The organism is Streptomyces virginiae (assembly GCF_040638905.1).
Lineage (GTDB): Bacteria > Actinomycetota > Actinomycetes > Streptomycetales > Streptomycetaceae > Streptomyces > Streptomyces virginiae_B.
This window is the reverse complement of sequence record NZ_JBEZYV010000009.1, coordinates 128,012-140,227: the sequence shown is the minus strand read 5'-3', so window position 1 is coordinate 140,227 and position 12,216 is coordinate 128,012. Positions and strand designations below refer to the sequence as shown.

General features: G+C 73.1%; 10 protein-coding genes. 4 read left to right on the top strand and 6 right to left on the bottom strand.

Annotated elements, in window-relative coordinates:
• From AB0F82_RS15440 to AB0F82_RS15420, 5 genes are all read right to left on the bottom strand, one after another.
• On the bottom strand, nucleotides 1-2,477 hold a 2,477-nt coding region (locus tag AB0F82_RS15440), incomplete at its 3' end, for an N-acetylmuramoyl-L-alanine amidase (RefSeq protein ID WP_362627425.1).
• A 160-nt stretch (nucleotides 2,478-2,637) separates the two neighbouring features.
• Nucleotides 2,638-3,459 carry a hypothetical protein gene (locus AB0F82_RS15435; protein ID WP_362627422.1) on the bottom strand — a complete coding sequence of 274 codons (822 nt, stop codon included), beginning with the start codon at nucleotides 3,457-3,459 and terminating at the stop codon, nucleotides 2,638-2,640.
• A 155-nt stretch (nucleotides 3,460-3,614) separates the two neighbouring features.
• Nucleotides 3,615-4,595, bottom strand: coding sequence for an N-acetylmuramoyl-L-alanine amidase (locus AB0F82_RS15430; RefSeq protein WP_362627419.1), 981 nt, complete (start codon nucleotides 4,593-4,595; stop codon nucleotides 3,615-3,617).
• Between the two features lie 83 nt (nucleotides 4,596-4,678).
• Nucleotides 4,679-5,320, bottom strand: coding sequence for a class I SAM-dependent methyltransferase (locus AB0F82_RS15425; RefSeq protein WP_266501699.1), 642 nt, complete (start codon nucleotides 5,318-5,320; stop codon nucleotides 4,679-4,681).
• A 94-nt stretch (nucleotides 5,321-5,414) separates the two neighbouring features.
• On the bottom strand, nucleotides 5,415-6,818 hold the full coding sequence (locus AB0F82_RS15420; RefSeq protein ID WP_362627416.1) for an SMI1/KNR4 family protein: 1,404 nt from the start codon (nucleotides 6,816-6,818) through the stop codon (nucleotides 5,415-5,417).
• Nucleotides 6,819-6,945: 127 nt separating this feature from the next.
• Here AB0F82_RS15420 and AB0F82_RS15415 point away from each other — a divergent pair, with 127 nt between their 5' ends.
• From AB0F82_RS15415 to AB0F82_RS15405, 3 genes are read left to right on the top strand one after another with little or no spacing between them, the layout of a single operon-like run.
• Entirely contained in the window at nucleotides 6,946-7,794 is an 849-nt protein-coding gene (locus AB0F82_RS15415; RefSeq protein WP_266501705.1) for a helix-turn-helix domain-containing protein, read from the top strand.
• The gene (locus AB0F82_RS15410) at nucleotides 7,754-8,020 is read left to right on the top strand and encodes a DUF397 domain-containing protein (protein WP_362627412.1); all 267 of its coding nucleotides are present in this window, start codon (nucleotides 7,754-7,756) and stop codon (nucleotides 8,018-8,020) included. The genes AB0F82_RS15415 and AB0F82_RS15410 overlap by 41 nt, the downstream gene beginning before the upstream one ends.
• Before the next feature lie 35 nt (nucleotides 8,021-8,055).
• Entirely contained in the window at nucleotides 8,056-9,735 is a 1,680-nt protein-coding gene (locus tag AB0F82_RS15405) for a serine/threonine-protein kinase (RefSeq protein ID WP_362627410.1), read from the top strand.
• Between the two features lie 22 nt (nucleotides 9,736-9,757).
• On the opposite strand, the gene AB0F82_RS15400 is transcribed toward AB0F82_RS15405, so the two are convergent.
• On the bottom strand, nucleotides 9,758-10,030 hold the full coding sequence (locus AB0F82_RS15400; RefSeq protein WP_362627407.1) for a hypothetical protein: 273 nt from the start codon (nucleotides 10,028-10,030) through the stop codon (nucleotides 9,758-9,760).
• A 42-nt stretch (nucleotides 10,031-10,072) separates the two neighbouring features.
• Here AB0F82_RS15400 and AB0F82_RS15395 point away from each other — a divergent pair, with 42 nt between their 5' ends.
• Nucleotides 10,073-12,205 carry an acyl-CoA dehydrogenase gene (locus tag AB0F82_RS15395; RefSeq protein ID WP_362627404.1) on the top strand — a complete coding sequence of 711 codons (2,133 nt, stop codon included), beginning with the start codon at nucleotides 10,073-10,075 and terminating at the stop codon, nucleotides 12,203-12,205.
• The last annotated feature ends 11 nt before the right edge of the window (nucleotides 12,206-12,216 follow it).

The window sequence follows — 12,216 nt, the reverse complement described above, 5'->3', positions numbered from 1 at the left end:
GTGGTGAAGTTGAGGTTCGAGGCGCTCGTGCGGGTCGTGCCGTGCGGGTAGACCGACACGTGGCCGGCCGTGCTCGGGTTGGTCGCCGTCACGTTCAGGATCACCGCGGTGACGCCCTCGGCCGGCACGCCTTCGACGCCCGCGACGGTCAGGGTGACGACACCGCCCGCACCGACCGGGGCCTTGGCGACGCCGAGCCCGGAGCGGGTGTCCATCAGGCGCTTCGGGCCCGCACCGGAGTGCTTGGCGCCCTGGCCCGACGTGGTGAAGTAGCCGGTGATGTCGGCGATGAGGTCGACGGTGCCGGCGTTGTTGTAGAAGCTGATCTTGCCGTCCACGACGGGGACGATGACCAGGTTGGGGATGGTCTGTCCGGTGGTGAAGTTGAGGTTCGAGGCGCTCGTGCGGGTCGTGCCGTGCGGGTAGACCGACACGTGGCCGGCCGTGCTCGGGTTGGTCGCCGTCACGTTGAGGACCACCGCGGTGACGCCTTCGACCGGCACGCCCTCGACGCCCGTGAGGCCCGAGACCTGGAGGTCCAGGACCTGACCCTGGCCGACCGGGGCGACGGGGGCGCCGCCCGTGCCGTCCCGGGTGTCCAGGATCCGCTTCGGACCGAGGTTCATGTGGGTGCTGCCCTCGCCGCTCGCGAGGAAGTAGCCGTTGATGTCGGCGATCAGGTCGACGGTGCCGGCGCTGTTGTAGAACTGGATGATGCCGTCCTGGACAGGTACGACGACCAGGTTCGGGATGGTCTGCCCGGCGGTGAAGTTGAGGTTCGAGGTGCTGGGGCGGGCCACGCCGTTGGGGTAGACCGACACGTGACCGGCCTCCGTCGGGTTGGTCGCCGTCACGTTCAGCGCCACCGACGTCACGCCGTACGCGGGGATGCCCTGGACGCCCGCGACCTTCAGGATCGCCACTTCGCCCGGTCCGACCTTCGCCTTCGGCACGCCCACGCCCTCGCGCGTGTCCATCAGGCGCTTGGGCAGGACCGGGACGTACTTGACGTCCGAGACGTCCGCCTCGACGGTGACCGGGAGGCTCGTGGACACCTTGCCGTTCTTGGCGGTCGCCCGGACCTGGACCCGGTGGCCGCCCAGGCTCAGCATGGTGGCGGCGCGCGTGGCGTCACCGCCGACCGTCGCGACCGACGTACCGTCCACCAGCAGCTCGAACGAGCTCACCAGCGGCGCGGCCGTGCTGGTGGAGAAGTCGACCACCAGCGGCCCCGGGGTCTTCGCCGTGCCGCCCGGCACGACGGCCTTCTCGTTCACGGCGCCGATCTTCAGCCGGGCCGCGGGGCCCGACTTCCGGATCGTGTCCAGCTGCGGGTACAGCTGGTGGCCCGGGCACTCGGTGTTGAAACCGTCGCGGTGACCGGAGACGGTCTTGAACTGGTAGGGCTGCCCGGCGGTGAAGCTGGTGCCCGCGTAGTTCTTCTGCGTGGCGCCCGCGGTCAGCGTCGTCGTGCCGTCCATGTCGGCGTCGTACTGGCCCAGCTTGTACGCCGCCATCTTCGAGATGCCTTCGAGCGCCTCGGGCGAGGCCCCGGCGGTCGTGTGGTCGCCGAGGACCGCGACGCTCGTCGACTCCGAGTTGAAGCCGTAGGTGTGGGCGCCCATCACCGGCTGGTCCACGCCGCCCTGACGGCCCTCGAAGAGGGTGCCGCACTTGTCGACGAGGAAGTTGTAGCCGAGGTCGCGCCAGCCGTTGGTCTTCACGTGGTAGACGTGCAGACCTCGGACGATGGCCGCGGAATCCGCGCACTCGTACGGGGCGGCGGCCGCCGTGTGGTGCACGAACAGAGCCTTGATCTTCCCACCGGCGAGGTAGATCGGGCCCTCGTTGTTCAGCGACTCGTCGGCGCCCCACTGGGCGCGCGTGACGACGTCCGGTCGGGGAGACGTCGACTCCGGCCCGGGGGCCACCGCGGCGGCCGCCGCGCGGGCGCCCGAGGCCGGCGCGGACTTCGCCGCACCGCCGCGCCCGGCCTTGCCCGGGTCCACCAGGTCCAGCTCCAGGCCCGCCGGCAGCGCGGCAGAGCCGCCGCTCACCCGCACCTCGGCGCCGTCGGCGGAGCCGACCCACACGGGCTCCGTGGCGCCGCGCGCACCCGGGCGGACGCCGTCCAGACCGGCCTTGAGCGGCTCCAGCTCGACCCACGGCGTCCACGCCCCGGTCACGGCGTTGCGGCTGCGGGCCTCGATCTTCCCCTGCACCTCGGCGGAGGCGTCCTTCCAGGACACGCCCATGAGCCCGAAGCGCTCGGTGTTCCGCGCGGAGACGGCCGCCTCGGTGGCGCTCCTCGACTCCAGCGCGAGCCTGCGGACCGTGCCCTCCACCGGGCCGCTCGTCCCGGCGGAAGCGCTGCTGCCTGCCCGGTCCGGACCGGGTCCGGCGGCCGCCATGGCCACCCCCGGCAGGCACAGCGTCGTCACGACGCCCAGCGCGGCGGCAAAAGCCGTACCGCGCATGCGACTTGCTATCACGTGTTCCCCACCCGTTTGCAACTCATCGAATATGAGTACTGGTTGGGTCGATGCTACTGATCCGTACCGACACGGGCGCACACGCGCGTCGCCCCACCGGAGAACCGGTGGGGCGACGTGGGGGACCTACGCATGCGTACGCGGATCAGCCGCGCTGGATGCCCGAGGTGTCGCTCAGGATGCCGCGACGGCCGTCCTGGGTCTGCGCGACCAGGGCGGCCGCGCCGCGCTGCTCGACCGCCAGGTACCAGGTGCCCGGCGCGAGTTCGGCGATCTGCGCGGACGAGCCGTCCTCCGCGAACAGGGGACGGGCCACCGGCACCGCGAACCAGAACGGGCTGAAGTCCGCCGCCGGAGCGGGCGTCGGGGCCGCCTGGTGTCCGGCACCCGAGTCGTGCTGGCCGGGCGCGGGGGTCGGCGTGCCACCGTACGGAGGGACCGGCTGCGGGGTGGAACCGTAGGGCTGCTGCCCGGCCGGGTAGCCGTACCCGGCACCCGGCTGCGGCTGGCCGCCGTACGGCTGCGGGGCGGCGGGACGCGCCTCCGGCACCAGCGCACCGGCGAGCGCCGGGACCTTCGCACCGAAGAGGGCCACGCCGGCCAGGGCCAGCGTGGCGAGGAAGGCGATGACGGCGCCCGCGCCCAGGTCGAATGCGCTCGGGCAGGTGATCAGCGCCCACAGCGCGGACCAGGCGGCCGAGACGGCGAGGACCGTACCCCACGCCGACAGCGGGATGCCGAGCACCTTGCGGCTCTCCGGCTGGAAGCGGCCCGCGATCAGCAGACCGGTGGCGATGAAACCGAGCAGGAAGACGCTGGGCAGCGCGAGGAAGTAGGCATTGGTGTCCCACGCGCTCGGCAGGTCGGCGCCCGTCGTGGAGTAGAAATCGAGGAACGAGGCGATGAACAGCAGCACCGCTGCTCCGATCACCACGCCGTCGCCTCGAGTGAGGGAGCGGATGTTCACGTCTTAGGTGTCCTTCTCGGTCTCGGTCGTCTCGTGGTGCCGCGGTCGCAGCGCAGATCGTGCCTGCAGCAGGGCGGGCGGCACCATGGTACGGATGTATCCCGCAACCGAGAGGATCGGGGCGGCGGGCCTCCCGGCGGGAGGCCCGAGAGGGACTACCCGCCCAGGAAGCCGACGATGCCGTCCGCGATGCCCTGGGCCGCCTTCTGCCGCCACTCCGGACTCGTCAGCTGCGCCGCGTCCTTGGCGTCACGCATGTTGCCGCATTCGATGAACACCTTGGGCCGAGTTGACAGGTTCAGTCCGCCCAGATCGTCGCGGACCACCAAGCCGGTGCCGCCGCCCAGGTAGTTGGCGGGCGCCGAGCCGGTGGTGCGGGCGAAGTTCCCGGCGATCCGTTCGCCCAGCTCGCGCGAGGGTCCCACGATCTTCGCGGTGTCCGCGGCCCCGCTCTTGACCTTGGCCGGGAGGATGATGTGGAAGCCGCGGTTGCCGGCCGAGACGCCGTCGGCGTGGACGGACACCACCGCGTCGGCGTTCGCCTCGTTGCCGATGCGGGCGCGCTCCGTGATGCACGGCCCCCAGGCGCGGGCGCCCGTCTCGTGGGTCAGGACCACCTTCGCGCCCTGGGACTCCAGCGCGGTCCGCAGGCGCTTCGACACGTCCATCGTGAACTCCGCCTCCATGTAGCCGGAGTTGGTGGTCGTGCCGGTGGTGTCGCACTCCTTGCGGTTGGTGCCGATGTCGACCTGCTGGTCGATCTCGTCGGTGTGCTTGAAGTTGCCGGTGTTGTGCCCGGGGTCCACGACCACGGTCTTTCCGGTCAGCGGGCCCGCGGGGGCCGCCGCGGTCGTCGTCGGGCTCGTGGTCGGGCTCGTGCTCGGGGTGGAGCCCGGCTTCGCGTCGCGCTGGCCCGGCGCCAGGGACGAGTGCGAGGCGGGCTGCGCCGCAGGGCCGGACCGGCTCGCGTCCGGCCCGGCCCCGGACAGGGTCTGGGTCAGGACCCAGCCCGCCAGGCAGGCCGGGGCGAGTGCGGCGATCCCGACCACGAGCGTGGAGCGTCGGGTGAACCAGTGCCGGTCCGGATCGGCCGAGGAGCCGGACTCGGGGGGCGGGGGGCTGTCGTCGTAGCGCACGTCCGCGATGCTAGACCGCTGCCCGCCGGCCCGGCCGGTACTGGGCCATCCGGGGGCGTGGTGCGCTTATATGAAGGGTGGGGTCAGATGCCCGGGCCGGTGCGGCGCAGTACGCGCAGGGAGTCGGTGACGGAGATCTCCTCGAAGGCGCCCGAGGCGAGGGCCCGCAGGTAGATCCGGTACGGGGCCTGGCCGCCGTCGGCCGGGTCCGGGAAGACGTCGTGGATGACGAGCGTGCCGCCCTCGGCCACGTGCGGGGCCCAGCCCTCGTAGTCGCCGATCGCGTGCTCGTCGGTGTGGCCGCCGTCGATGAAGACGAAGCCCAGCTTGCCGCCCCAGGCCGCCGCGACCTGCGGGGACCGGCCGACGATCGCGATCACGTGCTCCTCCAGCCCGGCCTTGTGGAGGGTCCGGCGGAAGGTGGGGAGGGTGTCCATCAGCCCGACCTCCGGGTCCACGACCGTCGGGTCGTGGTACTCCCAGCCCGGCTGCTGCTCCTCGCTGCCCCGGTGGTGGTCCACGGTGATCGCGGACACCCCGGCCTCACGGGCCGCGTCGGCCAGCAGGATCGTCGAACGCCCGCAGTACGTGCCGACCTCCAGCAGCGGCAGCCCGAGCGCCCCGGCCGCGGCGGCGGCCTCGTACAGGGCGAGGCCCTCCCGTACGGGCATGAACCCCTTGGCGGCCTCGAAGGCGGCGAGGGTCTCCGGCTTGGGCGTGGCCATGCTGTTCCTCCTGCTGAGCTGCGTGTGGCGGCCCATGCTGCCCTACCGCCGGGTAGCGGTCCATGGGTGGGGTCGCCTCCGACCGGCCCGCCGGTTACGGCAGCGGCCCGAGGTCGCCTTCGAGGACCGTCTGGACGATCCGGGGCCGGCCCCAGAGGCCCAGGATCTCGTTCGCGACGGCCACGATCGGCAACGGGTCGTGATCGCTGTGCGCCCTGATGGCCGCGGCCGAAAGGCTGCGCGGTACGGCTCCGGCGTCCAGGAGCACCCGCCACTCCTGCGGGCCGAGTTCGAGGTATTCCAGCCCGGTGAGCTCCGCGATCTCCAGCGGGTCGGCCAGGGTGCCGGGGTACGCGGTCAGGGTGCGCAGGCGGGGCAGGCCGACGACGGGGGCGAGGCTGAGCGGTGCGTCGTCCCACACGCCGATGGACAGGACCTCCAGGCCGGGATGCACGGCGGCCTCGACGCTGCTCAGGCGCGCGACGTTGACCCGGGCGACGGCGGGCGGCCGCCGCTGCCCGGACCCGCCGGGCTCCGCGCCGAGCCGGCCCAGCACGAGGTCGGTGAGGGAGTCGGCGACCAGCTCGGCGCCGACGTTCTCCTCGTGGGACAGCATGATGATCTGGCCCATGTGGCCACGGGGGCCGGGTGTCAGGTCGACGGCCAGCCGGTCTCCGCCGCCGTTGTCGCCGAAGGCGATCCAGCCGGGTGAGCCGACGAGGCCCTGCACCATGGCGTCGGGTGAGGTGGTGACCGCCTCCATCGCCGCGAACTCCCAGCGGCAGTACCGCGACGCCGCGTCCGCGACGTACAGGCCGTCGAGATCGAACAGCTCGAAGCCGACCGCCGTGCACGCGTCCATCACCGCTTCGTGGTCGCCACCCAAGTCCTCCCACCGGGCCCGTGTCACCCGGTAGAGGACCTTGAGCTCGTCGGGCAGGGCCACGCCCAGACGCGCTTCGGCCGCGGCGATCTCCTCCTCCGTCGCGCCGATGGCGTGCGGCAGGCGTTCGCGCAGCGTCCGCTCCAGCAGCTCCGGGTCCGCCGAAGGCGCCGGAGCCGCCCCCGGGAACGGTTCGGGGAGCCGGCGCCAGGGCTCGGGGAGAGCACCGTCGACCAGGATCAGCGCTCCCGGGTGCGGGGTGCCGATGCCGGGCTCCACGGCGGGGCTGGGCCCCAGCAGGCGCAGCGTCGTCCTCCCGGTCGCTTCTATGCCCGCGGTGAACGAGACGTCGTCGACTCCCGCGTCCGCGAGCGCGCTCTGCACCCGCTCCACCGCCTCGTTCTCCTCCCGCGTGTCCTCCACTTGCGCGGCCCGGCCGGGGGGCGGCATCCGCCGGGTGAGTGCGAGACTCCAGCCGTGTCGGCCGATGCGTCCCGCGACGCGGACGGGCTTGCCTGCGGGCTCCCGCGCCTTTTCGGCCCGTAGGAGTCGCAGCACCGGTGCCCAGGTCGCGAAGTCGTTCATCGATGCGTCGGAGAACCCCTGATCAGCCATGGGCAGACATGCGGGGCCGCTGACACCGACGCCGTGCGGGGGGTTCCGGTCGAATCGGGTCACCGAGCGGTGTGCGGATGGCTACGCTCGGCCACGGAACCGGCAACTGGCTTGGGGGTGACCGTCCATGGTCGGCGTGCGCGATCTCGATCCCAGCGCCTCACCGCTGGACTACTACGGCTCCGAACTGCGTCGCCTGAGAGAGGACGCGGGCCTCAACCAGGCGCAGCTCGGCAGCATCGTCTTCTGCACGGGCTCGCTGATCGGCCAGGTCGAGACCACGCGGAGGGTCCCGACGCGGGACTTCTCGGAACGGGTGGACGCGGCGCTGGGCACGGGCGGGGTGTTCTCACGGCTGGTGGGGCTGGTGCTGCGGCACCAACTGCCGACGTGGTTCCAGGCGTATGCGGAGATGGAGGCACGGGCGGCCTATATCTCTACCTTCCAGGCGCAGTTGGTCTACGGACTGCTGCAGACGGAGGAGTACGCGCGGGCGGTACTGGGCGTGCGGGGCGAGGGGGACCTCGATGCGAACGTGGCCGCCCGGATGGAGCGACAGCGCATCCTCGACCGTGAGAACCCGCCACTGCTGTGGGTCGTGCTGAGCGAGGCCGTACTGCACCAGGAGATCGGTGGCCGGAACGTCATGCGGAACCAGCTCGCCCACTTGCTGGACCTGCGGGGGCGGGAGTGGGGGCGGGTGCAGATCCTGCCGTTCGAGGCGGGCGCCCATGTGGGGCTCGACGGTTCATTCACCGTTCTGAGGTTCGACGACGACCCGGACATCGTCTACACCGAGGACTTCGTGCAGGGCCATATGACGGCCAATCCGCAAGCTCTCAGGGAGGGTTCGCTCCGATACGATCATTTACAGGCCGCTGCGCTCCCCCTGGAGGACTCGGCGGCGCTGATCGCCCGCGTATTGGAGGAGCGCTATGGAGACCAACCAGCACCTGACGGGCGCGAAGTGGCGTAAGTCCTCGTACAGCGGTACCACCGGCGGGGAGTGCGTCGAGTGCGCCCCGCTCGGCGCCCTGGCGTGGCACAAGTCCTCATACAGCGGTGACACCGGCGGGCAGTGCGTCGAGGTCGCCGCACAGCCCTGCCTCGTCGCCGTTCGGGACTCCAAGGACCCCGAGGGGCCCGTGTTCACCGTCCGCCCCGCCGCTTTCGCCGCGTTCGTGAGGGCCGTCTCGGTATGATCCGCTCCCGACTCGGGGAGTAGGGGGGCGGGGACATGGAGCAGGTGGGGCCGGGCGGTCCGACGCACGTCGGGCCGTTCGAGGTCGTCGGTGTGCTCGGGCAGGGCGGGATGGGGCGGGTGCTGCTCGCGGCCGGTCCGGACGGGCGGCTCGTCGCCGTCAAGCAGGTCCTCGCGCACTTCGCCGACGACGAGGGCTTCCGGGCCCGTTTCCGCCGTGAGGTCACCGCCTCGCGCAAGGTGTCCGGGGCGTATACGGCCGCCGTGATCGACGCCGATCCGGACGCCTCGACGCCCTGGCTGGCCTCGGTCTTCGTCGCCGGGCCCTCCCTCGGCGCCGTGGTCAAGGCGGGCGGGGTGCTGCCCGAGGAGGTCGTACGCCGTCTGGCCGCGGGCCTGACGTCGGCCCTGGCCGAGATCCACCGGGCCGGGCTCGTCCACCGGGACCTCAAGCCCGACAACGTGCTCCTCGCGGAGGACGGCGTCCGCGTCATCGACCTCGGCATCGCCCGGGCCACGGAGGGCGAGGCGGAGGGCGATACCGGGCTGACGCGTACGGGGTTCGTCGTCGGATCGCCCGCGTACATGTCGCCCGAGCAGGCGGAGGGGCATCCGCTCACGCCCGCCAGCGACGTCTTCTCCCTCGGTTCCGTGCTGGTCATGGCGCTGACGGGCCGCAGCCCCTTCGCCGGGACCTCCACGCTCAAGACGCTGTACGACGTGGCGCACGGCGAACCGGACCTCAGCGCGGTACCGGCGGGGCTGCGCGACCTCGTCGCCCGCTGCCTGGCCAAGGACCCGGAGGCCAGGCCGTCCCCGGCGGAGCTGCGCGAGCTGATCGGCCCGGTGACCGCGGCGGGACGCCAGTGGCCCTCCGCCGTGTACGGGATGCTCACCGCCCAACGGGCTCGGATCGACGAGCTGCTGGCCGGCCCTCCGGCGGCCGGCGACCCGGAGCCGGGACCGGCCCCTGAACCCAAGGGCGCTCCGGAAGCCGTGCCCGCTCCGGAGCCGGGGCCCGTCCGGTCTCCCGCGCCCGAGTCCGTGCCGGTCCTCCGGCCGGAGGCCGATCCGGTCACGGTGCCGACGCAGGACACGCCGGCGCTCGTCCCGAAGGTGCCGCCGCTGCCGCCCGTGCCCCCGGAGGCCACCCGTCGCGCCGGTCCGCTGCGCACCCGGCGACGCCGGATCGCGGCGCTGGTGGCCGCCGGGGTCCTCCTGGTGGCCGGTACCGGCGGTGTGCTCTACGTACGGGACCGCATGAACGCCCCCATCGTCTACACGGCTGTCGCCAGTTGTGAGGTGGCGCGCGAGAAACTGCCGCTGGAGTTGCGGCCGTCGACCCTGGACACCTGGTCCGGGACGGTCGATGGCGTGCAGACGAGCTGCAACGGGGGCGGCGGTACCGCCGCGTCGCCGACGGCAACGGTCCGGTGGAACGTGAGTCTCGGCGGCGACGCGGGCGCCAACGCGGTCACGCGCAGGCGCCATTTTCAGTCGGAGGCGGCCGGTCAGCGCACGGCGTCCCGTCTCGGGTTCGGCACCGAGGGCTATTGGGAGGCCTCCAGTGCCGACTGGACCTGCGTCCTTGCCGTGCGTGAGGGCAATCTCTCCGTCCGCGTGGGTCTGCGGGCGGCGCCGTACTCCAAGGGTGCCTGCGAGACGAAGGCGAAGGACGTCGCCCGCGCCGCGCTGAAGGCCGCCCCGCGCCGCTGACCCGCGCCGCCCGGCCCGCCCGTCACCCCCAGCGGACAGCGGTGAGCACGGCGGAGGCGATCTCCGCGATCGAGCCCGAGGTCGCGTCGCCGGTGCAGCCGTCGATGCCTGCCCGGTCGGGGGTGCCCGCCAACTCGCCGGAGCGGTCCGGATGCCACTGCAGCGACGCGGGGTCGTGTCGCGCGCCTGCCCAGCCGTCGGTGGAGCACCGCCGGTTCGGCGCGGAGCCGGCACACCGACGCTTCGGCCGTGATCGTACGGCGCGGTTCGGGCGGGCCGAGAAGAACACCCGCATCTGACCTTCCGTCAGATTGGAACGTGTTCTAGTCTGCCGCGCATGGGCATCGGAATCACACAGGAGCAGCGGGAGTTGGCCGAGGCCGTGCGCGGCTGGGTGGCGCGGGTCTCGCCTCCCGAAGAGGTGCGCAAGCTGCTCGACTCCCCGCCGCGGACCGGGGTGCGGCCCGGCTACTGGGACGCGCTGACCGCGTCGGGGCTCCTGGAGCCGCATCTGGAGGGCGGGACCCTGCTCGATCTGGCCGTCGTCGTCGAGGAGGCGGCCCGGGGGGCGCTGCCCGGCGCGTACCTGCCGAGCGCGCTGGCCTCCGTACTGCTGGACCGGGCCGGCGCCGAGCCGCTCTCCGGCCGGGTCGGGGCGGTCGCGCTGGGCCCGGGGACCCTGACCGCCGTGGCCACCGAGGGCGGCGGGCACCTGATCGACGGGCTCGCGCCGCCCGTGCTCGGCGCCGGGGAGGCCGACCTCGTGCTGCTCGCCGCGGAGGCCGCGCACGGCACCCGCTGGTTCGCCGTGGACGCCGGCACGCTGGACATCCGTACGCACGAGAGCGCCGACCCGACCCGTCCCACCGCCGAAGTGCGGGCGCGCGGCACGGTCGTCCCCGCCGGGCGGCTGCTGGAGCTCGACGCGGCCCTCGTCCGCGACCTCGCCTGCACGCTGTTCGCCGCCGACGCCTGCGGCACCGCCGCCTGGGCCCTGCACACGGCCGCCGAGTACGCCACGGTGCGCGAGCAGTTCGGCCGGCCCATCGGGCAGTTCCAGGGCGTCAAGCACCTGTGCGCCGACATGCTCGTACGCCTGGAACAGGCCCGCGCGGTGGCCTGGGACGCAGCTCAAGCCATGGACGAGCCCGCCGGCGTGCGCTCGCTCGTGGCGGCCCTCGCCGCCGGGACCGCACTGGACGCCGCGTACTCCTGCGCCAAGGACTGCATCCAGATCCTCGGCGGGATCGGCTTCACCTGGGAGCACGACGCCCACATCCACCTGCGGCGGGCGATCGTCGCCCGACAGGTGCTCGGTCCCGGCGACGGGCACCGCCTACGGGCCGTGCGGTGCGCGGCGGGCGGGGCGCGGCGCGAGCTGCGCCTGGAGTTGCCGGCGAAGGCCGAGGAGTACCGCGCGAAGGCCCGGGCCGCCATCGAGGACGCTCGCGGACTCGACCCGGCCGCCGCCCGGCGGATCCTGGCCCCCACCGGCTACGCCGCCCCCCACCTCCCGCCGCCCTACGGACTCGGCGCCGGGCCCGTCGAGCAGCTCGTCGTCCAGCAGGAGCTCGCGGCCGCCGGGGTCAAGGTCTCCGACCTCGGCATCGCCACCTGGATCGTGCCCTCCCTGCTGGCCTACGGGACGCGGGCACAGCGCGACGCCTACGCACTGCCGACCCTGCGCGGGGAGATCACCTGGTGCCAGCTCTTCTCCGAGCCGGGCGCCGGCTCCGACCTGGCCTCGCTGCGGACCCGGGCGGAGCGGCGGGAGGACGGCACCTGGCTGGTCAACGGGCAGAAGGTGTGGACGAGTTCCGCCCACAGCGCCGACTTCGGGATCCTGCTGGCCCGCACCGATCCGGACGCGCCCAAGCACAAGGGGCTCGGCTACTTCGTCGTCGACATGAAGAACACCCCCGGCATCGACGTCCGGCCGCTGAAGGAGATCACCGGCGAGGCCCTCTTCAACGAGGTGTACCTCGACGACGTCGAGCTCCCGGCGGACGCACTGGTGGGCGCGGCCGACGGCGGCTGGAAGGTGGCCCGCAACACCCTCGGCAACGAACGGGTGCACATGGCGGACCAGATGACCTTCGACACCGGACTGGAGGCGCTCCTCGCCCGCGCCGCCGACCTCGACGGCGCCCACCGGGCCCGGATCGGCGCGCTGGCCGCCGAGGCGCACGCCCTCGCCTGCATCGGGCTGCGCACCACGCTCCAGCAGGTGTCGGGGCTGGAGCCGGGCGCGGGGGCTTCCGTACGCAAACTCGTCCAGACCCCGCACCAGCAGCGGACCGCCGAGCTCGCGCTCGAACTGCTGGGGCCGGCGGGCGCGGTGCGGGAGGGGGCGGGGGAGCGGGCGGTGCACGGGATGCTCATGTCCCGCTGCCTGACCATCGCCGGGGGCACCACGCAGGTCCAGCTCAACGTGGTCGCCGAGCGGATTCTCGGCCTTCCCAGGGACTAGGAGTCATCGGG